The sequence below is a fragment of the Eubacterium limosum genome, from assembly GCF_000807675.2.
Lineage (GTDB): Bacteria > Bacillota > Clostridia > Eubacteriales > Eubacteriaceae > Eubacterium > Eubacterium limosum.
This window is the reverse complement of record NZ_CP019962.1, coordinates 2,241,149-2,265,547: the sequence shown is the minus strand read 5'-3', so window position 1 is coordinate 2,265,547 and position 24,399 is coordinate 2,241,149. Positions and strand designations below refer to the sequence as shown.

The following is a 24,399-nucleotide window of genomic DNA, read 5'->3' as shown; positions in this document are numbered from 1 at the left end:
TTTACCTATACCCTATTCTGTGGATTACCCTCAAGCCAGCAGCGAATATTATCAAATACAATGACTGCTCGTTTATAGAGGGATTCTTTTGTGGCGTATGCCACGTGTGGTGTGAGAACCGTGTTCGGTGCGCTTAAAAGCGGGTAGTCCTTTGGAAGCGGCGGATCTTCCTCGTAAACATCAATACCTGCGCCGGCCACCTTTCCCTCTTTTAGCGCGTCTGCCAAAGCCTCATTGTCAATAACGCCGCCTCTCGACGTATTGATTATAATGGCTTCGGGTTTCATAAGCGTCAGCATATCCCGGCTGATCAGTCCCTGTGTTTCTGGACTTACAGGAATATGAAGCGTTACAATATCGCTCTGCTTGAGGAGCTCCTCTAAATCCATATACTTGATACCCATTTCCAGACCCTCTGAGCGAACGGTCCGGCTGTAGGCTAAAAGCTCACATCCAAAAGCTTTTCCAATTTCTGCCACCTTCAAGCCAATGGCACCAGTTCCTACGATTCCCAGTTTTTTGCCACAGAGCTCATGGCCGATCAAGCCTCCGATGGTCCCGCCATTACGGGTTTCGTGATCACAGGTCACAATATAGCGGTAGACATCAATCATAAGGCCAAAAGCCAGCTCGGCCACCGCATTGGTCGAATAGCCCGCCGCATTGCACAGGATAATGCCCCTTTCCTTACAGGCGGCAACATCTACATGGTCAACCCCTGTAAAGGCAATATCCACCAGCTTCAGATTTTTACAGGCGTCAATAACCTCTTTTCCAAAGGGCTGGTTGGCCAGTACGACAACATCGGCGTCCTTTACCCGCTCAATCAGCTTTTCTGTGTCGGTTTCCCGGTTTTCATAAGCAATAAACTCGTGCCCGTCCGCACGGAGCAGCATGCTCAGTGTCTGCAGTGCATCCTCTGTAATGCCGAGGGGTTCCATTATTACAATCTTCATCGCTCGTTGCCTCCGAATCCTTATTTAATCCTAATAAGCTTATTATAATACAAACCCGCATGCTTTTTAAGGATAAATTTATACCAATCACCAAAATTCTTTGTAACTTTAACGGCAGAGAAGATAATTATTCGTCTTCTTCAGTCATTATTCGTATTTGATCATAACTGTAGCCCCTGCTCATCAGATTTCGGGTAACACGCTGCTTCAGCTCTCGGCCGGTGTAACCTTTGTTTTCCTGCATCCTACGGTATTTTTCATAAAAACGTCTGAGCTCAGTCATCTGTTTTTCGAGAAGCGCCTCAGCCTCTTCCTCGGTCAGATTTTCTGTTTCATCCTCAGGCAGGTTAGCCTCGATCACCTCGCGGATGACCTCACCTGGAAATCCCTTTCTCTGCAAAAAAGTATAAATTTTACCTTTACGTTTCCGGTAACTTTCCCGGCTGTACTGGCGGGCCGCTTTTTCAAACTGTTTCTCGCAGCATATCCGTTCCTGCTCCGGCGTATAAAGTTCGTCCAAGCTGGCAATCAGTTCCTGAGGAATCCCCCGTTTTTTAAGGTCATAGCGCATTTTAACCCTTCCCCAGAAATTGAAATGGATATTGTTATAGCAATAATTCCTTACATAAGCGGTGTCGTTTATAAAGGCATATTGCACAAGCTTTGCCATAACCTCTGCAATTACGCGCTCACTGTACTCTTTTTTTTCCAGATAGTCGACCATTTCCTTTTCAGTCCGATTTTTAAAGGAAATGTAATTCAGACTCTGATCATAAGCTTTCTGAACTGTTTTAGGATCGCTCATAGGGTTTCCTTTCCACTAAAAAAACTGCCGGCTGATCCCGGCAGTTTTATTTTAACAAATTTTAAACATAAGCGCCAGACGAAACAGGAATATAATCCTGAATAAGCTGGGCAACGCCGCCAACCTTCACTTCAAAATGAAGATGGTTGGCCGTTGAAGATCCGGTAGAACCAGTTCCTCCAATATATTCACCCTGACCAACAGTCTGGCCAACACTGACATCAATGCTGCTCAGGTGGCCGTACAATGTCGAGTAGCCGCCTTCATGCTGAATTTCAATGCAGTTTCCATAGCCGCCAAAGCTTGACGCGCGTGTTACTGTTCCGGCCGCTGATGCGTAAACCGGGGTGCCATAGCTGTTCAAAATATCCACAGCGCAGCCATTGGAGTGGTTGCTTGATCCGCCGCCCGGACGTCCTATTTCACCCACAAGGCCGCTGGTTGGTATCAGGAACTGTCCGCTGCCGCTGATAGAGCCTCTGAATACAGGTGCAGATGCTGCTTCCTTTGTTCCTACACGCTTAACTGCCTTAACCGGTTCCTTGGTGGTATTTTCTGATTTAACTTCCTTGCCGACCTCCTGGCCGTTTTCATAGGTGAAAACAGCATCGACATCTTTCTGTCCATTTTCGCCCTTTTGTACTTCTTCCTCTTCGCCAGTCATCAGCTCATCAGTAGGCTGTTCCTCTGTCTCGAAGGGGATTTCTTCCTGATACTGCTTTTCGACAACGGTAACCACTGTCAGTACTGGCGCTTTCTGAGTTGTATTCAGGACGTCGCCTTCCTTCAAAGCGTTCAGATCTTTATCAGCATTCATGGCTGCCAGACGGTCAACGGTTGTTCCACGATTGGCTGCGATAAGATTTCCATCGGTTTCTCCCGGCTGAACGGTGGTCTGAGCGGTAATCTCATTTCCTTCTTTCAGGTATGACATGGTAGCGTCATAATTCCTGGCGTTAGGCACTTCCACATTTTGTTCATCAATGGTGACGTTCTGCTTAAGCTCTGAGCTCAAAACTGTCGCCCCCTCTACCTGGGAATACTGCTGTTTAAAATCGTTCACCGCCTTTTCTGCCGTCTCTTTGGAGTCGGTCTGAATGGCCGCCTTTCCATCAATCATAATGGCAGCCCCCTTGAGCTTAACATCAACTCCGGCATTATAAATGGTTTCAGCACACTGATCCACATCAAGTTTTTCTCCCATTGTGCGGGCTGGCTTAAGCTTGATATCATCCGCTATAATAACATTCTCATTACCATATTCCTTTGAAAGCTTCTGCTGCAGCTCTCCAAGGGCACTGTCAAAGGTACTCTGATCCTTAACATATCCAATGCTCTGCCCATTATACAACACCTCGTAAGCTGTTGTCTGAGCATGGGCGATTCCCGTTCCGGCACAGACCATAAAGGCTGTTACCACAAGGGCAGACGCTCTGGCAGTGAAAATCCGCTTTCCAATTTTATCATTAAATTTGTCCAGCTTTGCGTTAATCTTTTCTTCAACAGAATTCAGCTTGTCTCCGAATTTTGAGGTTTTCAATTTATATTTTCTCCTTAATTAGCGCTAAAACATGTTGTTAGTTGAATTTTAACACAAACGTAAACTTTTCTCAAGATTTTTGTAACTTTTTTGTTACAAAAAAGATGAATCTTTAAGATTTTTTGTTTTTTAGTCCCATCACGCAACCGCTTATGCTATAATAGAATACAAAATACAATTTACTATTGAGGTGAACAAAATATGACAACTGAAAGCTCTGATAATATAAATCGTGTGATTGCGACAGATATCTTTAACACGCTTTCCTTTTACCGTCCCGTTCTGGAGCACCCGATCCTCAAGGATTTCCTGGTTCTTTCAAAAGCCTATGAATCCGGCTTAAGGGGTGCCGAATATCGGAGGGAATATCTGGATACCTATTATCATTTAAAATCTCTGATGCTGGGCTACTCTTTTAATAAAAGCGAGGATACCAATTACGCCAAAACTCCCTGGAAAGATTTTCTGATCACCCAGATCGTTGGGAATGAGAACCCCCTAACGCTATTGTTCGAAAGAGGGTCGGTCACCAAGCAGCACCCTTTTGCCAAAAGCATGTACCATGAATTTGAAATTTTCATGAAGCTCTATCACTTTGACTGGGATACCTTTTTAAAGGAAACAAATCTTGATGACACCAATATCTTTTCTGCCCATATCTTTTTCCCGGTTCCGCCCTGTGATGAAATCGACCTGGCCTTTTCAACCGAGGACATCGACAAAGCTTTTACCGCCACCAACGAATACATCAACCATCATGGTCTTGGGATTTTTGAAATTAACGTCAGCTTTAAAATTGTGGAGGGCGGACGTCTTTCCCCCATTACCAATCAAAAATATAAGCCTATGGATTCCCTGGTCGGCTATGATATGCAAAAAAAGGAGCTCATTGCCAATACTGCCTCCTTTATAAACAATTATACTGGTCTGAATGTATTGCTCCAGGGCGATATGGGCACCGGAAAATCGACCATGGTCAAAGCTCTGCTGGATACCTTTAAGGATACCAAGCTCAAAATGGTCGAAATAAAAAAAGACCAGCTGGAGTATATCCCCTCGGTCATCGAATACGTTAAAAAGCGGCCCTACCCCTTCATTCTTTTTATCGACGACCTCTCCTTTGACGAGGACGACGCCGACTATAAAATTTTCAAAAATGTTATGGAGGGCTCCCTCGAGGAAAACCCACAGAATGTGCTGATTTATGCAACCTCCAACAAACGCCACCTGGTAACTGAGACCATGTCCGAGCGCGATAACGCAGTCCATACCAAAGATGTCATGGAAGAAAAGCTTTCACTTTCCAGCCGTTTCGGCCTGGTGCTCACCTTTGAGGTTCCCAATCAGAAGGGGTATCTCTCCATGGTTCTGGAACTCGCAAAGGAAGCGGGCATCGACATGCCCACCGCGAGAATTGAGTCTCTGGCCATTCAGTGGGAGCTGCGTCACCTTAACCGCTCCGGGCGTACAGCTGAGCAGTTCATAGACTATTTAAAAATAAATCCCTTTACAGAAGATTAGCCATTAAAAAAGCCGCTGCAATCACCTTTCAGCGGCTTTTTTTCGGATTATCGACGACCGGTAGAATCTACCGGCCGTCTTTTTTTTAAAAAAAGAAAAAACATTGACAGCACTGCGCGATCAATGTTATACTAGTGTTTGCGTTCAAATTATTTATATGTATTAATTTTATAATTATATCACATATCGGTCATTTTGTCAATAGGCAAGGAGGATATTTATGAAGAATTTTCAGATTGCACTGCTGAATTCTGGTACTCTGGACATTGCTGAAAAAGAAAATGCTATTCTCAGTACCAATGATGATGCCGCTAAATACGGCCTTTCCCTCACTCCCGACGAAGCCCATGAGCTGATAATGCGCAATATCAGCGAGCTTAAAAGCCATGGACGTGTAGAAATTGGCCAGGGTATACTGCCAAAAATTACTCGCGCAGTCTGCCATTCTCAAAGTCTCTGGCCAGAAAACTATGCTCAAACTCTGGAAGAACTGATCGAAGCCTTCTATATTATTAAAGAAGATACTCTGGATCGTATCCGCGACGACTGCATCATCGAGCATCTGGCCGATGCTTTGGACCGCGGATTGACAAATGCCGAAGATATCCTGATGGATCGACAAATTAACGCACTTTGCAGAAGCAAATTACACAAACAGGAGATTTAAAATGAAACAAATGGAGCCCATTAACACACTAAAAATCAAAAATTTAGACCCTGCCGAGTACACAAAAACACTGTTATACGAGGGTGTGCGCATTGGAATGATTAACAAAAACAACCTTGAAACCTTTCAAAAGCACCTCAGCGCACTGCTTACCCGCCAGATCAGCCATTACACCCAGGGAGGGAGCTCTGTCAAAACAGAAATCGCCGGTGTCCTGACTGATGGCATTTTTTATTGCATCGACACCATCTTATCCCAGTATGAAAATCCCGAAGACGCCATCGAAAAACTTCAAACCTCAACCCTTCCAAGTCTTTTTACCGAGGGGCTGACCCAGATCAAACAGGAAATCAACCAGACGAAGCTGCTCTACACAAGGCTGAAGGGGAACCGATTGAAAGTAGATGTTTATGCCTACAACACCACCATTGATGACATACCTTTATTTTTTAAAGAGTATAACCCCGAATTCAAGGCAACTGAAACTCCCGGCATGCTGGAATATCTTCCCTGCTACTATCAGAAAAATCTTTCCGGTATCCATTATATGAAAGATATTATCAATAACCTCTATCTTGAAAATCACTTTTGTAATCAGTTTGACTATAATGAAATCAATACACTTTTGAACCAGTTTGCCGCCAATATCGGATATCCCAGCAGAGACCTTACAGAAAATATTTTTGGTCTGGTGCTCAATAATGCCGTAGCCCGTAAGCTCCTGGATGATGATAATGCCTCAATCCTTCTGACAGAACAGGAAGCCTTGTCGCTGTCTGAACGATTTGAAGGACAGCCTCGAAAAAAATGCAAAGAAGCTGTCAGCCAGGCAATCTCTGCCATCATCGTTGAAAAAGGACTGCGCTGGCCTTCACTTAAAACCTATTTAGGCAAATCTCAGGATAAAACCGTTGCTGGATTATACCGAGCAGTCAAACAGGAGACCATCTGCTCTTTTCTGGCTGTCCGTTAGGTTCTGCTCAAGCGCCTTTTCTCCTCAGATGCGGCAAGTCTCTCAGGCTGGTGCTCAACAGTGTGGGACCAATAGCGTTTCGGCATATGTGTTATCTGGCATTTGGGATTAAAACGCTGTTTAATGCCGATCGTTTTATAAAAACGCTGCCACAGCTGCTGGAAAAGAAGCTCCTCTGCATCTGCCTCCGGCAGTGTGAAATTTTCAACTGGCACGAGCATCCACTCATAGGGGTGATAAATAAGGGCTGAGTGGTGGACCTCGTCATAGATCATGAACGTTTCTCCGTTATAACGATCGCTGAAATGCTCTGCTAAAAGGGGGAGCACCCAATTTTTAGGTTCGATCACCGAGACAAGGGTTTTATTATATTCACCAAAGCGGATAAAACCGCGAAGGAGATGCGCTTCGTTTTTAAGGTGTTTTACCGCTTTATAAAGCTCATGGACATCCGGGTCAGCCAGACAGTCAATGATGCCGCCGCCCAAACGATAGCCCTTGCGGATAAAACGATACATCAGCATTTCCTTTTTAGGGTGACAGGTTAAAAATCCGCACTTTATAAAATCAGTCACTTCTGGGGACATTTTAATATCAAACGAACGGAAAACCCTGTCGGCGTGTCCGCGGTTTGTTTCAATTTCCTTAACAGGATAAAGAAAAAACTGCTCAAAGGTGTTCGGCACAATATCGGCAGGGGTTTCTTTTTTCATATAACTTTCAAAAACACAGCACAGAAAGCCTTCAAAGGTGCCATCATAGAGATAAACCTGTTTCATTGTGTCAGACATTTTAAAACCTCCCTGTGCAATACAGGCGACTGATCCTTGTCAAAAAAGGAAAGCTGCTCATATTTTCGCTCAATTAAATCACGCTGTCCCTGCTCTGAAATCAGCGCTCTCAGCACACCGTCCGGCGTTACCTTAAGCCCCTCGACCATTTTCCCGCTGCACAGAATAAAATACTGCGCCCGTTTCAAAACCACGCCGATTTTACGCAGCCCTTCAAAATCCAGCCTGCCCATCCGCCGCGCCTGAATAATGCGCATGGTACTTTTAACCCCAATGCCTGGCACCCTCAGAAGCATTTCTCTGGAAGCGGTGTTCACTTCAATGGGAAACTGATCCAGATGTGCCAGTGCCCAGCTACATTTCGGATCAACCAGAGGATTAAAATTTGGATGCTCGGCATCCAGCAGCTCGGCCGCGTGAAAGCCATAAAACCGAAGCAGCCAATCTGCCTGGTACAGCCGATGCTCCCGCAAAAGCGGCGGCTTTGTATTCAGGGCTGGCAGCAGCTTATTCTCTGACACAGGCACATAAGCAGAAAAAAACACACGCTTAAGCGAATATTTCTGGTAAAGACCTTCCGTCAGATTTAATATTTTGTAGTCTGTGTCCGGGGTTGCACCGATGATCATCTGTGTGCTCTGACCGGCTGGAACAAATTTAGGGGTATGACGGTATTTGACCACGTCGTAGCTGTTTTCTTCGATTTTATCTGTAATCATCCCCATGGGCTTAAAAATGGAAGTCTTTGTTTTATCCGGCGCCAGTCTTTTAAGGCCCTCCTCTGACGGAAGCTCAATGTTAATGCTCATCCTGTCTGCCAGATAGCCCAGCTGTGTCAAAAGCCTTGGATCGGCTCCTGGGATGGCTTTTACGTGAATGTACCCATTAAAATTGTATTCATTCCCTCTCAAAAGCGCCAGAGTTTCAAGCATCCTTTCGCAGGTATAGTCGGGGTTTTTAATAACCGATGAGCTAAGAAAAAGGCCTTCGATATAATTTCGCCGGTAAAAGCCAATGGTCAGATCTGCCAGCTCCCTGGGGGTAAAGGCAGCGCGCTCAACATCCTGAGAAACCCTGTTCACACAGTACTTGCAGTCATAGACACATACATTCGTCATCAGCACCTTCAAAAGGGAAATGCAGCGGCCATCCGTTGCAAAGCTATGGCAGATGCCATCCGCTACCGTATTTCCCAGAGCACCCTTCTTTCCATTCCGTTTTACCCCGCTGGAGGTACAGGCTACATCAAATTTTGCAGCATCGGTTAGAATTTTCAATTTGTCCAACAGTTCCATTTTAAACCCTCATCTCTTCAAATATCCGTTCTTTCTTTAAAAACAGTATAAAACATTTGATCTTATTAGTCAACCGAAAAGAACAAATTTTCTATTTAATTCTGATATCTGTTATGCTATAATGAATCATCACGAAAGGAGTGTCCTTATGCGCTTACAACCACCGGCTTTTCCCGACCCACTAAAGCCTTATAATGACCTGCTCACTATTATTTATGAATGTATTGATGCGGAAGAAGATGTTGAAAGTTTTGAATTCAGCGATACTGGTCTTGAAGCTTTTCACCATTCAAAGCTTGAATTTCATCACTGCCAGTTTAAAAACTGCCAGTTTCTATCCTCTGGCCTGACTCATACTTTTTTTGCTGATGTTATTTTTACGGGCTGTGATCTATCGAACCTTGACCTCAGTGATTCCACCTTTCACCGCGTTGTTTTCAAAAACTGCAAACTCCTTGGCACAGATTTTAACGCCTGCATTTTGGAAGAATGCCACTTTTCAGAATGCCTTGGTAATTTCATGAACTTTTCCACCAGCAAAACCAAGCATGTCCTTTTTGAAAACTGTCCCCTCCAAAATATCAGCTTTCAGGACTGTAAATTGAGAACCACCCAGTTTCAGCAATGCGACCTCTCCGAGGCCGATTTTCTTCACACCCCTTTAAAGAGTATAGATTTCACGAGCAATACGCTGAGCCGGATCACGGTTTCAGGCAGCCAGGAGTTGCGCGGCGCTGTTGTAAATATTTTTCAGGCTGCTGAGCTTTCAAAGCTTTTAGGCGTTGTCATTAAAGAATAAAAAAGGTAAAAAAATAAGCTGCCGATAGAATCCGGCAGCTTATTTTGACCTTACAGCTCAATGACAATTTTTTTATGCTTAACCTCGTAAGCTTCATAGGTGATCCCAACCATATCAAACATTCTTTTAGAGGCGACGACCGCATCCGTATCCGCGTATTTATCCTCCATATAAATAACCTTTTGGATTCCTGACTGAATGATCGCTTTGGCGCATTCGTTACAGGGAAAAAGAGTCGCATAAAGGGTCGCCCCCTTCAGGGAACGGCCGCCGTTGTTTAAAATAGCATTAAATTCGGCATGACAGACGTAAAGATACTTTGTTTCAAGGGGATCACCCTCCCGTTCCCAGGGCATATCGTCATCATGACAGCCTGTGGGCATACCATTATAGCCCATGGTTAAAATTTTATTGTCTGGGCTTACAATACAGACTGTGTCAAAACACAGTCTCTTGTTGGTGACTCCGTCCCCAAACCCCTGGGTAAAGGTTGAACTTTGAAAAAAGAGCAAAAAAAGAAGCGCTATGCTCGGATTGCTTGGATTAATGGCTGGATTCCCATGATATGGATGGCTCTTTTAAGATTAAAGGCAAGAAAAGCAAGCGCAATCTCACCTTCTACCTTTTGCTTGCCTTTCAGTAAAAGATAGGAGATGCCCATTGCGCGTTTTACGGTTCCAAAGGGGTGCTCAACAATGGCCTTTCTTTGTCGAACGATCTCTTTATTTTGAAAGATGTGAACTTTTCGAAGGAATAAGTCGGAATCATCGAAGGCCTTGGTGTATTCTGACGGTTTCATGACACGCTCGGCGCGGTAATAGCGCATTTTTGTACATTTTTTAGGACAGTGTCTACAGGCTTGTGTATTATCGTATTTGGCAACATGTTTATTTTTATTATAAGTACAGGGCCTTAACACTTTTCCTAGTGGACAGATGAAAATATTACGCTCTGGAAGATAAATCGCGCGTGCAACGTTCGAATCATAGTCGGTAATCTTTTCAGTATTTGCCGCATCTGTAGGAATACAAAATTCATAATCCCCTCCAGCAACAACAGGACGATGACCACTGAGATAAAGTTGAGCCACATCACTTACACTGTCGTAGCCGTTATCTGCAACGACGGTCATGGCGGGCACTTCCAATAAATCTGCCGCTTTTTGAGCTAAAGGACCCATTAAATTTTTATCCTGAGCTTGATTTTCAACCGTGAATTCAACAATCATTTTGTTTTTACTGTCGACAGCGGTTTGAATATTCAAACAGACATCAAGCCCGTTTTTAGTTTTCATCAGACGGCTATCGGGATCGGTAAGCGAAATTTGGGTTTCGTCGCTTTCAGCGAGCTCCGCTAAAAAAGATTCATAAAGTGTTTTGCGGTCAGTGAGCTGATGAATAACTTCGCTTATATCGCTGGATATTTCAGAAGTGCTTTGATTTTCAAGTGCATCATTCTGATTTAAAGCATCAAGATAGCTTTCGATTTTTTCTTCGATATGCTGAATCCGATCCTTTAGTTTGTTTTTGGTGAAGTTGCGGTCTTTGGTATTCCAGGCTTTAAATTTGCTGCCATCAATCGCAAGCAGTTCTTTACCGTAAAGCTCCCATTGGGTACAGAGCTGTACAAAGTTTTTAAAGACATTCTTAAGTGCCGTTGGATTTTGCTGGCGAAAGCGGGCAATGGTTTTATGATCCGGGGAAAGTTTTTGAAGCAGCCAAATCACTTCGAGGTTTCGTTTGGTCTCAATTTCCAGACGCCTGGAAGAACGCACGTGATTCATATAGCCATAAATATAAAGTTTTAGAAGATCACGTGGCGAGTACATCGGGCGGCCTGTTTGATTGGGTTTCCACTTATTAAATCCGAGATTTTCGAAATCTAAGGTATCAACATAAGCATCAATGACACGTACAGGATTATTTTCATCGACATAATCCTCGATACAGTCTGGAAGTAACATCCCTTGATGACGATTATTTCCAATAATGAAATCCATAAGAATACCCTCCCGATTATTTTAAGATTATGTATTAATTATACCACGATTTTGGGGATTTAGGTGGACTTTTGACACAAACTCAATACAGGCCCCTACCTGTGTTCCGGGGTCCTTGCTCCTTTTAGCCGCCAGCAGGGCGATTCCCATGAAATATTCATCCCAGGATAAATAATCTTCTCTTTTCATTCTCTTTCCTCCTCATCCTGTCCTTTATAAATTCGCTTGCACAGTGCGCAGCCGGTCGGCGTTGCAGCCATGCCTCCAAGGGCTGTCTCCCGCAGCTCTGGCGGCAGCCTTCTCCCAACCTGCAGCATGGCACTGACGGCTTCGTCAAAGGGAATGAGGTTTTCCACGCCGCTCAGCGCGATCTCTGCGCTGATGATGGCATTGGATGCCCCGATGGCGTTACGCTTCTGGCAGGGCGCTTCTACTAATCCTGCGATGGGGTCACAGACCAGTCCCAGCAGATTTGAAAGGGCGTTGGCGGCTGCGCCCAGGCACATCTGCGGTGTGCCGCCGAAGAGCTCGGTCAGCGCGCTGGCGGCCATGGCGCTGGCGGCGCCGACCTCGGCCTGGCAGCCGCCCTCTGCTCCGGCTACGGTCGCGTTTCGTGAAATAATGTAGCCGATGGCCCCGGCGTTAAATAAGGCTTTTTCCATCTCGGCATCGCTGAACCCGTGTTCCTCCTGAACGGCCAAGAGTACGCCGGGCAGTACACCGGAGGAGCCGGCGGTGGGGGCCGCGACGATCAGCCCCATGGAGGCGTTGACTTCAAGCACGCCCATGGCATAGGCGATGGCTTTGGCGGTCAGGGGCCCGCTGATGCTTTTACCGGCCAGGCGGCGCGCATTGAGCTTGCGCGCTTCGCCGCCGATGAGTCCGCCGACGGAGGTCAGCTCTTTTTCGAGGGAGGTTCTGACTGCGTCTTTCATGATTTCCCAGGCGTGATGCATCCGGACTTCTGTTTCCTCAGGTGTGTTTTCCAGATAGGTGGTTTCTCTTCTGAACATGGCCTCGGAAATCGGACACTGATGGCGGTGGCAGCTTTTTAACAGGGTACTTCCATTTGTAAAATTCATCGCTTTCCTCCTACAGCTCGATGCGCGTAGCGCTGATAATATTCTCGGATGCTTCGATGGCGGCAATGACCTCGCCTGTGATCTCTTCGTCAGTTTCGATGATGGTGTAGGCGATTTCGCCTTTCTTTTCCCGATAAAGCTTTGTAAAAGCAATGTTGATCTGGCAGTCGCTCAGGCAGCGGGTGATGTGGGCCAGCACGCCGGGTTTGTCCCTCTGCTTGACCAGTATGGTGTTATATTCGCCGGAAAGGGCAATCTCGACACCATTGATTTCCCGGATCACTGCGGCTCCGCCGCCAATGGACTCTCCGACGACAACGGTGGTCTGTCCCTCTGTGTCGGTGATAGTAATGGCCACAGTATTGGGATGGATATCTTTTTTCTCAGTATTGGTGATAAAACGGTATTCAAGCCCTGCTTTTCTGGCGTATTCAAAGGAATCCCGGATGCGGTAGTCCTCGGTGCCAAAGCCCAAAATTCCGGCCACCAGCGCTTTATCTGTGCCGTGGCCGCGGTAGGTCCGGGCAAAGGAGCCATAGAGCACAAACTCTGCTTTCCGGATGCTTCCCTTGACCATTTTTCGGGCCAGCAGTGCGATTCTCAAGGCTCCCGCGGTATGGGAGCTGGAGGGCCCGATCATATTTGGCCCGATAATGTCAAACACGGTTAATTCTTTCAATAGCTTCCTCTTTATCTTTTAGAAATTCTTCCAAATAAGTTTACTCTTTATTTTAATGGATTCTATACTTTTTATCAAGCCGCAGCTTCTGCGCATTTTTGGAAATCCGAACATTTTGTACTGGCAGGTCTGTTTTTTGAGCCCTTAAACTGTCCGCTGACGTTGCCGGTGGGCTATTCTGTTCCTTTTCCAATATATTTTTTATATCCGTCAACAGGTCAATCTCCGTCACTGCGTCCTGCTGATCCTGATTCTGCTCCTTGCGGCTAAGCTTTCGGATAACTCTTGTCACAATGTAAATGGATAGCGCTATGATAAAAAAATCAACAACATTCTGTAAAAAATCCCCATAGGAGATCACAAGCTCTGGACGGATAATTTTATCTCCCTCAAGGGTTGCCGGGTGCAGCACCAGTCTCAAAGTCTTAAGATCTATACCTGCTGTCAGATAGCCAAAAAAAGGCATAAGAATATCGCTGACCACCGAAGATACGACCCTGTTGAAAGAATTCCCGATGACCACACCGATGGCCAGGCTGAGGATATTCCCCTTAAATGCAAATTTTTTAAAATCGTCAAACACAAAGCTGCCTCCCTTCATGTTATACTTATTACCCTTTTTCAAAAAATAAAAAAAGAAAGCCTGAGCTTTCCGAGCGAACGTTTAAGCTGTCAGACTTTCTAATGTGGATTTCACATAACATTTTTTAGCAGACTGTCCGCTTGGAAGTGCATTGATTATCGCATCTTCAAAGCCCGCCTGCTTCACTTCATTAAGTGTCAGACTTGTTTCTTCCATTGTCATTTTTAACAGAGCAATGACGGTCTCCTTCTCTGTTTTCATTTTTTCTGCTCTTGCACAGGCCATTAAAAACAAAGATCTTCCTTTTCTGTCGATACGGTCTGAATAAGCGTGTCTCGCGAGGGACATTGCTTTCCGCATCATTTCTGTACTATATAACATGATTTTAGCACTCCTTTCTTTTTATATTTCTATTATACATATTTACCCAACAGATATAATTAAAAACATGTTAAAACTTGTGCCCAATCGCATTAAATCAGAAAGGCTTAAGCATTCACAGCCACAGCATTTCTCCGGTACTGGATAAAGAAAAAAACACCTGCGCCGATTAAGGATGCCCCCATCCCGGTGTAAAAGGTACCGAGATAGAGCGGAGGGATTAAATGTGACATTCTTAAGGTTACCCCAAAGGTAATCATAAAAATCATAATCAGATAGCTCTTTTTATCAAAAAAACGGTAAAATGGGATCTTTCCGTCTCCGTAATTCATAATACGCGCGCTGTGCTTAACCACCATCTTATGAAACACAAATTTAAAAAACAGACCGAATACCACCACTGAAAACAAAAGCGGCAGCAACGGGTTATGCCAGTTCGCGATCATATCCGGTGTGCCGATACGCATAATGTTAAAGCCTGCGATAAACCAGACTGCGCCAGCCAGTACCAGCAGTGTAAGCTTATCAACTTTGGGAATTATTTTTTTCACTTAATTTATCCTTTCTTTATTTGCAATAGAGCACCTGCTCCAGCATCTGGGTTAAAAAGCCGCATTCCTTTTCTCTTTTTCCCATGAGCAGCAGTAAATTGTCAAAAACAAAATCAATCAGGCCAGTTTTTGTGAACTGGTCATTCCAGATGTCCTGTCTTATGGCAGTGTCGTTTTCCAGAACCTTCAGCAACCCTTTTTTAATATGCTCAAAATAACGGGCTTCCTGCTCCTTACCGCCCTGGCCCAGATCCAGTCTGGTAATTTCTTCCAGCCAGCTCTCATAGACTTCCTGTACATTGCGGTATAGACGCTCATAGACACCTTTTATAAAAAGGCAAAAATTCTTTTCTTTAAATAAATCATCCCCCACGCCATGAAAGGCCGATCGCCAAAAGTCTTCAATAACAGCAAGCATCAGCTCACTTTTGGTTGGAAAATAATTGTATATAGCCCCGACTGAGATACCGCATACAGAGGCCACTCGCCGGATACTGATTTTAGAGAGACTTTCTGTCCGCGCGATTTCCCGGGCAGCTGTCACCAGCGCTTCCCTGGACGTTACGTTTATATTCATTGTTTCCTCCAAAATGAACATTGTTCATATTACAATATTAAATCTTTTTTGCAGTTTTGTCAATCTTTTAAAACAGAACTATTTTAATTTAAGAATTTCTAAATAATCCACCGTTTATACAATGCTGCTGAAAACATGGCAGATAAACTGAATAAAGCTGCCGGTAAACGCAAGGAACAGCAAGCGCACTGAGCCTGCTGACCACACATCCTAAAACCTTCTCAGGCAATATAAAAAGCTATCGCTCAAAACACAGCGATAGCTTTTTTCGCGTAACGGGTACGAAAACTGACTGACATAAAAAACACCTGCAAAAGCAAAGTATTTCTGTCAAGGCTTAATATAAGCATAGCCCTCTTCCTGTTTTTTTGCCAGCTCAATAACCCCTGCGGGAACAACAGTGACAAAATCACACAGCTCCTCTTTTGAAAGCTGATGGGCCTTCAATGCGTTTTGACAAGCTGCAATACGCACCTTCCCGTCTGTCAGCTTTTTCATACTTTTGTATAAGGGCTCTTCAATACAGCGGCGGACCAGCCCGGTAACAGCTTCGCCATTCACCACAATCTCAGCCTCCAGCGTAAGCTCGTTATCCTGAACATACTTAACGGCATTGGCAGCATTGGTGGCCGCCATACCCAACCGGTCTGTATCATCCACATGAAACAGTATTTTCATTTTAAAACACTTCCTTTAATGGTTTTTTCTTATTATACCCGGACCAGCGCTTGTTTACCTGAGCCCAGGCAGGTTTTAATCTTCACTTTGGATTTCTGCTGACGCTTGTTTTTTTCGTTTAACCAAAACAGTGGTGCAGTGCGGGCAGCGTACTGCCTTTTGGGGTATTTCGGTATAGCAGTAAGGACAGGTTTTTGTTTTTTCTTCCTCTTCCTCACTGTCCTTTGTTTTTCTGAGACCCGCCAGCTTATTCATGCCCTTGACCATCAGAAAAATAACAAAAGCCATGATAATGAAATTGATAACTGCTGTTATAAAAGCGCCGTAGCGGATACTGGCATCCCCGATATTGATTGCGAGATTGCTGAAATCAACACCACCAAAAAGGCCGAGAACCGGTGAAATAATATCCCCGGTTAATGAACTGATAATTCCCTGAAAGGCCGCGCCCATAATCACCGCGACAGCCAGTTCCATCACATTGCCTCTGAGCGCAAACTCTTTAAATTCTTTTAGTAAATTTTTCATAAACACAATCCTTCCCTAAGTTGTTTTAATAAATATATCCAACTTACAGAAAAAAGCAACATTTTTATCAACTTTTTAAAACCAGTGGTTCCGCTTAAAATAGATAACCGAGGCAACGATCACTCCGGCGCTCAGGATAATAACCATGGGATAACCGTAGAGGCTTTGATACTCTGGCATATTAAAATTCATACCATACCAGCCGGCAATCAGACTGAGCGGAAAAAAGATGGTAGTGATAACAGTAAACAATTTCATGGTCGTATTGAGGTTTATGTCCACCTCGGCCTGATAAGCCTCACGTATCTGTGCCACATATTCAATAAGTGAGAGCACATTGTTATAAAGGCGGTCCACCTTCCCCGACAAAATCCGCAGCAGCTTTAAAGACTGGTGATCAAAAAGCTTGTTTTCATTCAAATCAATATATTTAAAAACAACACTGACCTGCTCATAATACCTTTTCAGCAGTACCAGCTTCTTTCTGTAGCCGATAATATTGTTCACATAGTTTTTATTTCTCTTGTCATCAATGATCTTTTTCTCAAGAGCCATAACTTTCTCTTCAAATTTATCCAGATAGCTGTTGTCATCCTCCAGAAGTTTATCGAAAAGATGAAACAGCAAACGGCCAAAGCTCACCTCGAGCTTATCGTACGCTGAAATCCGCTTAAGAATTCTGCTGACAAATTTCCTATCCTCACAGACTATAAAAAAAGCATTTTCCCGGATAAACAAATGCATTGTCGGGACATCCAGCTTCATTACCGCCAGATCGACCACAGCAATACAGAGCATATCCAGCCGGTCATAGCTTTCAAAGCGGATCGAGTCATTGGACAGTGTCCGCTTTAGAAGCCCGGAGTGAAGTCCAAATTTATCCCCCAGCGCGCCGGCCGCCTCGTAGGTGTAGACACCAATATATTTCTTATCGGGTTCCAGCGCTGTTTCATCTTCGATAGGGTAAATCCCTGATTTTTCCATCAAATATAACATTTCATCATCCATTCCTGATTCTGTATTTTTATGGGAGATTAATCATTAGCACACCGTAAGCTCGCTCGTTGACCCAAACGGACAGGGCGGCCAGCGAAACCTTAAAAATACCATAGCCCTCTGTATCTATGACAACCGGCTCTGAAAAGTGACGGGTACAGTCCCTGAAAGACTGGCCCGCGCAGGCTGCTCCAATATACATCCGTTTTTCCCCCTCCGGGCCGTTGGACAGTAAAACACCAATGCCGGAATCCGGATGCTCAACGTCCCCTTCTCTGGTCCATCCCACAATATTCGCATCGTCAAAATAATCATGCTGCTGTCCGTAGGCGTAAAGGCTCCGGACCCTCAAAAGCATTTCCAGTCCAATGACTGCTGGCAGATTGTCGTGGGGCATGGCATAATAATCCCCGTAAAAAATACAGGGATAGCCGCTTTCCCTCAGCAGGATCACCGCGTAGGCCTGGGGCTTGAACCATTCCTGCACCCAGGATTCCAGGGATTGTCCTGGCTGTGTGTCATGGTTATCCACAAAGGTTACGGCCTTATCCGGAAAGGCGGCAACCAGCGTGTTTTCCAGCAGGCTGCCCATATCAAAGGCCTGCCCCTCACAGGAGGCCTGATGAAACTTAAAATGCAGCGGCACATCAAAGAGTGACATACTCCAGTTACAGACTTTAAAGTAATGCTCCAGCGTTTCGACCTCCGCACTCCAGTATTCGCCCACTGAAAAAAGCTCTTTACCCGTTGTCTCTCTGAGATAGGAGAGCCATTCATCAAAAAACTCGAAACGGATATGCTTAACCGCATCCAGGCGGAAACCGTCCATATTGGCAGTTTCGAGGTACCATTTTCCCCACTGCTTAAGCTCCTCGACCACCTCCCGATTGGTCATATCAACATCTGCGCCCATCAGGTAATCATAATTACCATTTTCCGGGTCCACTTCGCTGTCCCATCCCTTGTCATGAAACCTGTAAATACCGCCTCTGTTGCTTTTATTATCCCAGTCTGTCCCGTCAAAATAACGCCAATTCCAGGTAAAATCCGAATATTTTCCGTTTCTTCCCGGAAAGGTAAACCTTGTCCAGGCTGTAATGACACTCTTTTCGCCGATTTGCTCATTGCGGTCCGTTTCCCTGTTCTGGATTGCTTCCGTTTCCTCACATTCATCCGCTCCGATCCGGTGGTTTAACACAATATCGGCTAAAACCTGAATTCCCTCATTGTGAAAAGCGTCAATGGCCATTAAATATTCTTCACGGGTGCCGTATTTGGTGGCAATGTCGCCTTTCTGGTCAAATTCTCCCAGGTCATATGTATCATAAACCGCGTAACCCACATCGTAAATACCATCCGCGCCCTTATAAGCGGGAGGGAGCCACACAGCGGTAATTCCAGCTTTTTTCAGATTTCCCGCCTGAGCGGCGCACCGCTTCCACAACAGCTTATCTGCCGGAAGGTACCATTCAAAATACTGCATCATTGTTCCGTTATTCATTTTATCACCTTCTCATAACGATTATAGGTATTGGTTTTTATTATATCACGCAGAGATTATAAAAACATTAAACCATAATGAAAACGACGCTACATTTTCACAAAATAAAAGACACGCCCTCAGACGTGCCCGGATTTGCTTAATCGTGTTTATTCAACATCTGCCGCTGCATCGGGCTTCGGTGATTCCGAATCAATACATCCCTGCGGAAATTCGGCGGAGCAAATGGTTTCCTCGTAGACATACTCACCGCACTTGCCTGTGTTATCAGCTGTCAAGGCGGCACCTCTTTTATCCTTTAAAAATGCGCTTGTATCTTTTTCCATCATAAATACCTCCTTTTAGTGTTATTTAGTTTTTACCCAAAGACCTGTTGAAAATAACACTTCCCCCTAAATTTCAGAAAAACATAAAATCAGTGGTTCAATGTTGTATTTTTTTATTTGAACAAGTATAATAGCACTGAGCCAAAACGTTCAACTAACAAAAGAAAAGGAGAAAAATATGGGCTTTCAATTTGGTAAGAGAGGCTATACCTTTGGCGTGATAGCCATTATTCTGTGGGCGCTTAATATTCTCTTAAGCTTCCAAAACAACACCAATCCGATTTCACTTGTTTTAAGCGGCATCATCATCATCTGCGGCGCTGTAGCCTTTTTTATGGGGAAAAAGGAGCTGGCGGCCGACCCGAAAAATGATAACGCAAAAACCGGACGGACCATTGGCCTTATGGTGGTCGTCTTTAAGGTGGCCAGCCTGCTGTTCTTTATATTCGGCGGCGGACGTCTTTTCTAATTACCTTATGCCTGGTTTACCAGGCTTTTTTTAATACAAAAAGAGGCTTCCGCCAAAACAGCGGAAGTCTCAGAGAGAAATGAAAAGTTTTCTGGTGTCTAATTTAATTATAGCTGTTTTCTGCCCAGAGCACCAGTTAAAAGCTTGTTAAATTATATTGACATTAAGCTTTCGATTTCGTCGTCTGAGCAGCCCAGTGCTTTCAGCACCTCTTTGGTGTGATAACCGACCGGATAACCGCCGAACCGGTATTGGGCAGGGCTTTCGGACAGCTTGACCGCAGTGCCGTACTGGGGGATCTTCTTCCCATCCGACAGCGGCAGCTCTACCTCTACCACCATTTCACGCGCGCGAATATGCGCATCCTCTGCCAGAGCCTCCTGCACTGACAGCACTGGCTCCACACACACATCGTGGCTGTCAAAAACAGCCATCCACTCATCCCTTGTTTTTTCCTTGAGAATCCCTCTTATGACCTCCTTGACTGTCTTTACGTCCTCAGGCCATACTGATCCCTCGATCAAATCCTCACGCCCGATACAACGGCAAAATTCTGCCCAGAATTTTGGTTCAAGGGCGCCAACGCTCAGGTACTGCCCATCTTTTGTCTCATAAAAATCATACATACAGCCGCCATTCAGGCGTTCACCCTCGCGCTTCGGAACTTTTCCATCCGCCAGAAAAGCTGTGCCGTCCATACCGTTAAAAGGAATAAGACCGTCCAGCATGGCAATATCCACACGCTGTCCCTTCCCTGTCCGATTCCGGTACTGGACCGCTGACAGAATCCCAATGACTGAATTCATTGAGCCCACCGCCACATCGGCAACCTGCATATTGGTCAGAACCGGTCCTGTTTCTGTACGGCCAGCCTGGGCCATGTTGCCGCTTCTTGCCAGGTAATTAATATCATGTCCTGCCCTATGACTCAGAGGCCCAGTCTGTCCATAGCCGGTTAAGGAACAGTAGATCAGGCGCGGGTTGATCTCGGCAAGGGTTTCATAGCCCAGCCCAAGCTTCTCCATAACCCCAGGCCTGAACTGTTCCATAACAATATCATATTCCATGATCAGCCTTTTAACGATACCGATGGCTTCCGGCTTTTTCAAGTTCAGCAGCATGGTCTTTTTATTTCGCCCAAGCCAGGCCTGGTTCGCCGATACCGTGGTCCCCTCAACAAAGGGCGGATAGTCTAAAACAATATCTGGCTTGCCTGGTCCGCTTATTTTCAACACCTCTGCCCCTAAATCTGCCAGCATGGTTGTGGCAAAGGGGCCTGGTAAAAGTGTTGAGAAATCCAGTATTTTCAGGCCCTCCAGAGCTCCTTCTTTTCTTTTATCTGCCATTGTCATGATTCCTCCCCATTTTTTAGCTTCATTTTAACAGAATGACCGCTATTATGCAAAAAACAAAAATGCCTCCGGCGAACCGGAGACAAAAAATGAGGGGAAAAGAATCGTTCAATTCTTTTCATTTGCTTTTGCGTTTAAAGGCAAAAGCTCTTTGGAATTCCTCATTATTTTATTCTTTTAGCGTTAATGTTTCAATGCATTTTGTCTCTGTTTACTGCTAAAATCTTGACAGAAAAAAGTCCAATCGAATCTAAAACTGACAACTATTTTTAGCTAAAGCCCGTTTTAAACTCTAAAAGAGTAAAATTTTGTCTTTTTTTATGCTTTCTCTTTCATTGCTTTAAATAAAGGCTCAAAAAGCTCTCGAATAATGACCTCAACAGAAAAATATTCATCAATAGCACTAAAGGCTTCGATCATACTCTCTGGAATTGACTGTCTTTGAAGCTTTATGCCGCAACACTGATCTACTCCCTCGGCAACCTCTCTCGCCAACCCATCGGCATTCTCTATCTTACCTGTCAGATATTTTAAACAACAACGGTGGATAAGCCTGAGGGTTTTATACCAAAGGGGACGCTCGGGCACTAAGTCCATTCTTAATCCCAGACGCTCAACTCTTTTTCCAATGTCAAATCCAAAATTACACAAAATATGGTTTACTGCAATTTCCTTTTTAAGCACAGTCTTACGGATATCCAGATCTACACTGATACCATCTGTATAGTTTAAGATTAAAATTCCTTTTGGTTTTTCCGTATAATTAGTCATGGCTAAAGAACCATAGCCTGATATTATTTTTTCCAGTTGTCTTGCCGTTATATTTCCTGTTAAGATCAAGTCAATATCCGAAAAACAGCCTGCCTTTCCTGCCGCCAGAGACCCCTCTAAAACAAGGGAAAGTCGCTGTTCATTGCATATAGACTGCATATAATCGATATACTTTCTGTGTTTTGGTGTCGGATAATTTATTCTTTACTCTCTCAATTTTTAAATAAAACCGATTTTTCTTAAGGGTTTATTACTACTCCAGCAGGTATCCGCTAAAAGCGTTATTCGTTATGCCCTTTGGATATATTTGTTCTATACAAAATACAAAGACCTTTAATCTTGAAAGGAGTGATTTCTATGATGTCAGAACTCGTAAACCCTGGTACAGACAACCAGACACCGGGTACCTATAAGGAAGTAGGCCCACGCGGCGGCGAAATTAAAAACGGCCGCGTTGTCACAATCGCCAAGGGCGACCGGCTTCCCCCTACTCAGGAAGCCGGCCATAAATGGAAAAAGCAATAATCCTACAAGCCACTGCCAGTGATCTGAACCCAAAAAGTTAGACAAAAGAATTAAATCAAGCAACTTCGAGGGCTTGCTTCCTGTGAACAGCAGGAGGTAAGCCCTTTAGCTTGGGTTTGATACGACGGTTATTGTAGTAGTCAAGGTACTCGATCAGCTCGGCTTTGAACTGATCCATAGAGTCAAACTCTTTCATGTATAGGAGCTCGCTCTTCACTAGTCCAAAGAAGTTCTCTATCACAGCATTGTCAAGACAGTTGCTCTTTCTGCTCATGCTCTGCTTGATACTATGATCTTTAAGCAACTTCTGATACTGCTTGTGTTGGTACTGCCAGCCCTGATCGGAGTGGAGGATCGGTGAGAGATAGAGTTTCCGTCCGAAGAGAGAGAACTTCGTGACGTCCGTTACCCACTTCTCGTTCGGCGCCGAGGTGCTGAAATCTCTCTCAAGCAGGTTCGGTGCTACCTTCCCGACTTCGCCCTTGTAGGAGCGATATTTCTTAATGCGTACCATGCATTTTATCTTCTCTTCATTCATCAATCGCAAAACGGTTTTGTGATTGATGACGTAACCACGGTTGTGCATTTCCATGGTTATCCTTCGATAGCCATATCGTCCCTTGTTCTCATGGAATATGTCACTGATCTGTTTCCTTATCTCGTTGTCCTTGTCCTCGTCCTTCATGTGCTTGATTTAGTAATAGTACGTAGAACGGGGAAGCTCTGCTATCTCCAACAGCAGCGACAGCTTGAATTCATGCCTTAATTCCCAGATCACTTGCGCCCTTTGCCTTGGCGTTCCTCTTCCTGAATTAAGGCTCGCAATTTTTTTAAGTATACATTCTCCGATCGAAGCCTTTGTACTTCGGCGATGAGATCCTCTTCGACCTCCGGCTTGAGCTGCTTTCGCGGTCTGCCGCCGCCTTTACTGCCGCGGCCTCGCCGTTCTACATACAGCCCTTCCGGGCCTTCCTCGAGATAGATGCGCTCCCAAAGCTGCAGAGAATATCGACTAACACCCTATTGTGTTGACACTTCCCTTTGGCTAAGTCCGCCATTACGCACTAATTCAACCAGCTTCTGCTTTAATTCACCGGTGTATTTCTTGTTTGGTATTCCTTTTGGCCTATAAAATTACCCCACTTGTTAGTATTATACCACATGTCTAACAAATGGGGTTCACTTCACAGTCAGTGGCTTTTTCCATATTCACATGTTATAATGAGAAAAAAGGGCGTGAATCCTATGTCAATGCATTTTGTCACCTCTACTCTGGTCGATTCCATCGGCTACCACAACGGAAATTTATATATTCAGTTTAAAAACGGGAATTTATACGAATATTTTAATGTCCCATTTCGCCACTACCAGGGCATACTGGCTGCGGAATCTGTGGGCAAGTATTATGGCAGGTACGTCCGCGGGCAGTACCCGCGCAAAAAAATCGCCTATAACTTATAGATAGCAGTTCATCAAATTGGCCGGGGCGTACTGATCTCCGATTTTAAAGAATTTTTCATAAACACCGATGGTTCTAAAACCAAACTTCTCATAAAGGTGGATAGCGGCCTTATTATCAGAACGAACCTCCAGCTCGACGATCTCACAGCTTACACTTTCCTTTGCAAACGCCATCAGAGCCTGCATCATTTTTGTGGCGATCCCCTGATTCCAGTAAGACTGCCGTACGGTCAGGCCCAGCTCTCCCCGATGGAAGATACGCGGCTTATCATAGGCTGTGATTGAGCCCAGAGCTACGATTTCGCCATTGATTTTTCCCACATACATGACCGATCCCCCAGATTCTTTCGCTCTTTGTATAAAAGCCTTCTGGGCGTCCAGCGTCATGCCGGAGCCTTCTCTTCCAAAGGTTAGATTGTCACTCTCCGCACCGATTGCGTCGCGGTATTTTAAGAGTGCCCCTGCGTCCTCCTTTTCAGCCTGCATAATGGTTAGATGATTCATTCTGTACCCTTCCTTTTCTTTTCAATCATTAGCGTTATATTATAATCTAAATTCCATTTTTTGACAAATAAAAAGCGGCCCTCTTGGGA

The 24,399-nt window shown here is 44.7% G+C and carries 29 protein-coding genes and 1 pseudogene; 7 read left to right on the top strand and 23 right to left on the bottom strand.

Annotated elements, in window-relative coordinates:
- Window positions 1-5: 5 nt before the first annotated feature.
- From B2M23_RS10555 to B2M23_RS10545, 3 genes are all read right to left on the bottom strand, one after another.
- Window positions 6-956, bottom strand: coding sequence for a 2-hydroxyacid dehydrogenase (locus B2M23_RS10555; RefSeq protein WP_038353521.1), 951 nt, complete (start codon window positions 954-956; stop codon window positions 6-8).
- Between the two features lie 127 nt (window positions 957-1,083).
- On the bottom strand, window positions 1,084-1,761 hold the full coding sequence (locus B2M23_RS10550; protein WP_038353520.1) for a RecX family transcriptional regulator: 678 nt from the start codon (window positions 1,759-1,761) through the stop codon (window positions 1,084-1,086).
- 61 nt (window positions 1,762-1,822) lie between these two features.
- Window positions 1,823-3,301: a M23 family metallopeptidase gene (locus B2M23_RS10545; RefSeq protein ID WP_052237404.1), complete on the bottom strand. Its 1,479-nt coding sequence runs from the start codon at window positions 3,299-3,301 to the stop codon at window positions 1,823-1,825.
- A gap of 201 nt (window positions 3,302-3,502) precedes the next feature.
- Between B2M23_RS10545 and B2M23_RS10540 the strand changes: the two genes are divergently transcribed.
- The 3 genes from B2M23_RS10540 to B2M23_RS10530 all read left to right on the top strand — a co-directional run bounded on the left by B2M23_RS10540 (window position 3,503) and on the right by B2M23_RS10530 (window position 6,462).
- Window positions 3,503-4,822 carry an ATP-binding protein gene (locus B2M23_RS10540; RefSeq protein WP_038353519.1) on the top strand — a complete coding sequence of 440 codons (1,320 nt, stop codon included), beginning with the start codon at window positions 3,503-3,505 and terminating at the stop codon, window positions 4,820-4,822.
- Between the two features lie 220 nt (window positions 4,823-5,042).
- The gene (locus B2M23_RS10535; protein ID WP_038353518.1) at window positions 5,043-5,489 is read left to right on the top strand and encodes a DUF6323 family protein; all 447 of its coding nucleotides are present in this window, start codon (window positions 5,043-5,045) and stop codon (window positions 5,487-5,489) included.
- Window position 5,490: 1 nt separating this feature from the next.
- The gene (locus B2M23_RS10530) at window positions 5,491-6,462 is read left to right on the top strand and encodes a DUF6179 domain-containing protein (RefSeq protein ID WP_038353517.1); all 972 of its coding nucleotides are present in this window, start codon (window positions 5,491-5,493) and stop codon (window positions 6,460-6,462) included.
- Here the strand turns inward: B2M23_RS10530 and B2M23_RS10525 are convergent.
- Together B2M23_RS10525 and B2M23_RS10520 are read right to left on the bottom strand one after the other, a co-directional pair.
- Complete coding sequence (locus B2M23_RS10525) at window positions 6,459-7,253, bottom strand: TIGR03915 family putative DNA repair protein (RefSeq protein WP_038353516.1); 795 nt, start codon at window positions 7,251-7,253, stop codon at window positions 6,459-6,461. The genes B2M23_RS10530 and B2M23_RS10525 overlap by 4 nt on opposite strands.
- Window positions 7,238-8,548, bottom strand: a complete 1,311-nt coding sequence (locus B2M23_RS10520; protein WP_038353515.1) for a putative DNA modification/repair radical SAM protein — start codon at window positions 8,546-8,548, stop codon at window positions 7,238-7,240. Before B2M23_RS10520 ends, B2M23_RS10525 begins: the two co-directional genes overlap by 16 nt.
- A 148-nt stretch (window positions 8,549-8,696) precedes the next feature.
- Between B2M23_RS10520 and B2M23_RS10515 the strand changes: the two genes are divergently transcribed.
- Window positions 8,697-9,347, top strand: coding sequence for a pentapeptide repeat-containing protein (locus tag B2M23_RS10515; protein ID WP_052237403.1), 651 nt, complete (start codon window positions 8,697-8,699; stop codon window positions 9,345-9,347).
- Window positions 9,348-9,397: 50 nt separating this feature from the next.
- On the opposite strand, the gene B2M23_RS10510 is transcribed toward B2M23_RS10515, so the two are convergent.
- The 14 genes and pseudogenes from B2M23_RS10510 to B2M23_RS10445 form a co-directional block, all read right to left on the bottom strand.
- A complete protein-coding gene (locus B2M23_RS10510) occupies window positions 9,398-9,796 on the bottom strand; it encodes a deoxycytidylate deaminase (protein WP_341455948.1) in 399 nt (132 codons plus the stop codon).
- 74 nt (window positions 9,797-9,870) lie between these two features.
- Window positions 9,871-11,346 (bottom strand): IS1182 family transposase, encoded by a 1,476-nt coding sequence (locus B2M23_RS10505; protein ID WP_038354278.1) that lies wholly within the window; start codon window positions 11,344-11,346, stop codon window positions 9,871-9,873.
- Window positions 11,347-11,430: 84 nt separating this feature from the next.
- A pseudogene (locus B2M23_RS10500) lies at window positions 11,431-11,535 on the bottom strand (cytidine deaminase); the annotation flags it as partial.
- Complete coding sequence (gene sdaAA, locus B2M23_RS10495) at window positions 11,532-12,428, bottom strand: L-serine ammonia-lyase, iron-sulfur-dependent, subunit alpha (protein WP_038352564.1); 897 nt, start codon at window positions 12,426-12,428, stop codon at window positions 11,532-11,534. The gene sdaAA and the pseudogene B2M23_RS10500, both read right to left, overlap by 4 nt.
- 10 nt (window positions 12,429-12,438) lie before the next feature.
- Entirely contained in the window at window positions 12,439-13,107 is a 669-nt protein-coding gene (gene sdaAB / locus B2M23_RS10490; protein WP_038352565.1) for an L-serine ammonia-lyase, iron-sulfur-dependent subunit beta, read from the bottom strand.
- A 52-nt stretch (window positions 13,108-13,159) separates the two neighbouring features.
- Window positions 13,160-13,690 carry a large conductance mechanosensitive channel protein MscL gene (gene mscL / locus B2M23_RS10485; RefSeq protein ID WP_052237275.1) on the bottom strand — a complete coding sequence of 177 codons (531 nt, stop codon included), beginning with the start codon at window positions 13,688-13,690 and terminating at the stop codon, window positions 13,160-13,162.
- A gap of 81 nt (window positions 13,691-13,771) precedes the next feature.
- On the bottom strand, window positions 13,772-14,071 hold the full coding sequence (locus tag B2M23_RS10480; protein WP_038352566.1) for a hypothetical protein: 300 nt from the start codon (window positions 14,069-14,071) through the stop codon (window positions 13,772-13,774).
- A 107-nt stretch (window positions 14,072-14,178) separates the two neighbouring features.
- Complete coding sequence (locus tag B2M23_RS10475; protein WP_038352567.1) at window positions 14,179-14,622, bottom strand: hypothetical protein; 444 nt, start codon at window positions 14,620-14,622, stop codon at window positions 14,179-14,181.
- 16 nt (window positions 14,623-14,638) lie between these two features.
- Window positions 14,639-15,199 (bottom strand): TetR/AcrR family transcriptional regulator, encoded by a 561-nt coding sequence (locus tag B2M23_RS10470; RefSeq protein ID WP_038352568.1) that lies wholly within the window; start codon window positions 15,197-15,199, stop codon window positions 14,639-14,641.
- Between the two features lie 330 nt (window positions 15,200-15,529).
- A complete protein-coding gene (locus tag B2M23_RS10465; protein ID WP_038352569.1) occupies window positions 15,530-15,877 on the bottom strand; it encodes a DsrE family protein in 348 nt (115 codons plus the stop codon).
- A 75-nt stretch (window positions 15,878-15,952) separates the two neighbouring features.
- On the bottom strand, window positions 15,953-16,405 hold the full coding sequence (gene mscL, locus B2M23_RS10460; RefSeq protein ID WP_013379644.1) for a large conductance mechanosensitive channel protein MscL: 453 nt from the start codon (window positions 16,403-16,405) through the stop codon (window positions 15,953-15,955).
- 75 nt (window positions 16,406-16,480) lie between these two features.
- Window positions 16,481-17,401 (bottom strand): magnesium transporter CorA family protein, encoded by a 921-nt coding sequence (locus tag B2M23_RS10455; RefSeq protein WP_050814042.1) that lies wholly within the window; start codon window positions 17,399-17,401, stop codon window positions 16,481-16,483.
- A gap of 28 nt (window positions 17,402-17,429) precedes the next feature.
- Window positions 17,430-18,902 carry an alpha-amylase gene (locus tag B2M23_RS10450; RefSeq protein ID WP_038352570.1) on the bottom strand — a complete coding sequence of 491 codons (1,473 nt, stop codon included), beginning with the start codon at window positions 18,900-18,902 and terminating at the stop codon, window positions 17,430-17,432.
- Between the two features lie 149 nt (window positions 18,903-19,051).
- The gene (locus B2M23_RS10445; protein ID WP_038352571.1) at window positions 19,052-19,231 is read right to left on the bottom strand and encodes a hypothetical protein; all 180 of its coding nucleotides are present in this window, start codon (window positions 19,229-19,231) and stop codon (window positions 19,052-19,054) included.
- Between the two features lie 175 nt (window positions 19,232-19,406).
- On the opposite strand from B2M23_RS10445, the gene B2M23_RS10440 reads away from it, so the two are divergent.
- Window positions 19,407-19,697 (top strand): hypothetical protein, encoded by a 291-nt coding sequence (locus B2M23_RS10440; protein WP_038352572.1) that lies wholly within the window; start codon window positions 19,407-19,409, stop codon window positions 19,695-19,697.
- Window positions 19,698-19,849: 152 nt separating this feature from the next.
- Here the strand turns inward: B2M23_RS10440 and B2M23_RS10435 are convergent, their stop codons facing one another.
- Together B2M23_RS10435 and B2M23_RS10430 are read right to left on the bottom strand one after the other, a co-directional pair.
- Entirely contained in the window at window positions 19,850-21,043 is a 1,194-nt protein-coding gene (locus B2M23_RS10435; protein ID WP_242945790.1) for a CaiB/BaiF CoA transferase family protein, read from the bottom strand.
- Between the two features lie 324 nt (window positions 21,044-21,367).
- Complete coding sequence (locus B2M23_RS10430; protein ID WP_038352574.1) at window positions 21,368-21,979, bottom strand: hypothetical protein; 612 nt, start codon at window positions 21,977-21,979, stop codon at window positions 21,368-21,370.
- A gap of 198 nt (window positions 21,980-22,177) precedes the next feature.
- Between B2M23_RS10430 and B2M23_RS10425 the strand changes: the two genes are divergently transcribed.
- Window positions 22,178-22,345 carry a YjzC family protein gene (locus B2M23_RS10425; RefSeq protein WP_201261607.1) on the top strand — a complete coding sequence of 56 codons (168 nt, stop codon included), beginning with the start codon at window positions 22,178-22,180 and terminating at the stop codon, window positions 22,343-22,345.
- 55 nt (window positions 22,346-22,400) lie between these two features.
- On the opposite strand, the gene B2M23_RS21790 is transcribed toward B2M23_RS10425, so the two are convergent.
- Window positions 22,401-23,030 carry an IS3 family transposase gene (locus B2M23_RS21790; protein WP_038352575.1) on the bottom strand — a complete coding sequence of 210 codons (630 nt, stop codon included), beginning with the start codon at window positions 23,028-23,030 and terminating at the stop codon, window positions 22,401-22,403.
- Between the two features lie 560 nt (window positions 23,031-23,590).
- Between B2M23_RS21790 and B2M23_RS10415 the strand changes: the two genes are divergently transcribed.
- Window positions 23,591-23,806, top strand: coding sequence for a KTSC domain-containing protein (locus B2M23_RS10415; protein ID WP_038352576.1), 216 nt, complete (start codon window positions 23,591-23,593; stop codon window positions 23,804-23,806).
- On the opposite strand, the gene B2M23_RS10410 is transcribed toward B2M23_RS10415, so the two are convergent.
- Entirely contained in the window at window positions 23,801-24,310 is a 510-nt protein-coding gene (locus B2M23_RS10410; RefSeq protein WP_038352577.1) for a GNAT family N-acetyltransferase, read from the bottom strand. The genes B2M23_RS10415 and B2M23_RS10410 overlap by 6 nt on opposite strands.
- Window positions 24,311-24,399: the final 89 nt, after the last annotated feature.

Excerpts from the sequence above, each read along its gene's own strand:
- B2M23_RS10555 (WP_038353521.1), bottom strand. The coding sequence starts at position 956 with ATGAAGATTGTAATAATGGAACCCCTCGGCATTACAGAGGATGCACTG.
- B2M23_RS10550 (WP_038353520.1), bottom strand. The coding sequence starts at position 1,761 with ATGAGCGATCCTAAAACAGTTCAGAAAGCTTATGATCAGAGTCTGAAT.
- B2M23_RS10540 (WP_038353519.1), top strand. The coding sequence starts at position 3,503 with ATGACAACTGAAAGCTCTGATAATATAAATCGTGTGATTGCGACAGAT.
- B2M23_RS10535 (WP_038353518.1), top strand. The coding sequence starts at position 5,043 with ATGAAGAATTTTCAGATTGCACTGCTGAATTCTGGTACTCTGGACATT.
- B2M23_RS10530 (WP_038353517.1), top strand. The coding sequence starts at position 5,491 with ATGAAACAAATGGAGCCCATTAACACACTAAAAATCAAAAATTTAGAC.
- B2M23_RS10525 (WP_038353516.1), bottom strand. The coding sequence starts at position 7,253 with ATGTCTGACACAATGAAACAGGTTTATCTCTATGATGGCACCTTTGAA.
- B2M23_RS10520 (WP_038353515.1), bottom strand. The coding sequence starts at position 8,548 with ATGGAACTGTTGGACAAATTGAAAATTCTAACCGATGCTGCAAAATTT.
- B2M23_RS10515 (WP_052237403.1), top strand. The coding sequence starts at position 8,697 with ATGCGCTTACAACCACCGGCTTTTCCCGACCCACTAAAGCCTTATAAT.
- B2M23_RS10505 (WP_038354278.1), bottom strand. The coding sequence starts at position 11,346 with ATGGATTTCATTATTGGAAATAATCGTCATCAAGGGATGTTACTTCCA.
- sdaAA (WP_038352564.1), bottom strand. The coding sequence starts at position 12,428 with ATGAATTTTACAAATGGAAGTACCCTGTTAAAAAGCTGCCACCGCCAT.
- B2M23_RS10480 (WP_038352566.1), bottom strand. The coding sequence starts at position 14,071 with ATGTTATATAGTACAGAAATGATGCGGAAAGCAATGTCCCTCGCGAGA.
- B2M23_RS10470 (WP_038352568.1), bottom strand. The coding sequence starts at position 15,199 with ATGAATATAAACGTAACGTCCAGGGAAGCGCTGGTGACAGCTGCCCGG.
- B2M23_RS10465 (WP_038352569.1), bottom strand. The coding sequence starts at position 15,877 with ATGAAAATACTGTTTCATGTGGATGATACAGACCGGTTGGGTATGGCG.
- mscL (WP_013379644.1), bottom strand. The coding sequence starts at position 16,405 with ATGAAAAATTTACTAAAAGAATTTAAAGAGTTTGCGCTCAGAGGCAAT.
- B2M23_RS10455 (WP_050814042.1), bottom strand. The coding sequence starts at position 17,401 with ATGTTATATTTGATGGAAAAATCAGGGATTTACCCTATCGAAGATGAA.
- B2M23_RS10450 (WP_038352570.1), bottom strand. The coding sequence starts at position 18,902 with ATGAATAACGGAACAATGATGCAGTATTTTGAATGGTACCTTCCGGCA.
- B2M23_RS10445 (WP_038352571.1), bottom strand. The coding sequence starts at position 19,231 with ATGATGGAAAAAGATACAAGCGCATTTTTAAAGGATAAAAGAGGTGCC.
- B2M23_RS10440 (WP_038352572.1), top strand. The coding sequence starts at position 19,407 with ATGGGCTTTCAATTTGGTAAGAGAGGCTATACCTTTGGCGTGATAGCC.
- B2M23_RS10435 (WP_242945790.1), bottom strand. The coding sequence starts at position 21,043 with ATGGCAGATAAAAGAAAAGAAGGAGCTCTGGAGGGCCTGAAAATACTG.
- B2M23_RS10430 (WP_038352574.1), bottom strand. The coding sequence starts at position 21,979 with ATGCAGTCTATATGCAATGAACAGCGACTTTCCCTTGTTTTAGAGGGG.
- B2M23_RS10425 (WP_201261607.1), top strand. The coding sequence starts at position 22,178 with ATGATGTCAGAACTCGTAAACCCTGGTACAGACAACCAGACACCGGGT.
- B2M23_RS21790 (WP_038352575.1), bottom strand. The coding sequence starts at position 23,030 with ATGAAGGACGAGGACAAGGACAACGAGATAAGGAAACAGATCAGTGAC.
- B2M23_RS10415 (WP_038352576.1), top strand. The coding sequence starts at position 23,591 with ATGTCAATGCATTTTGTCACCTCTACTCTGGTCGATTCCATCGGCTAC.
- B2M23_RS10410 (WP_038352577.1), bottom strand. The coding sequence starts at position 24,310 with ATGAATCATCTAACCATTATGCAGGCTGAAAAGGAGGACGCAGGGGCA.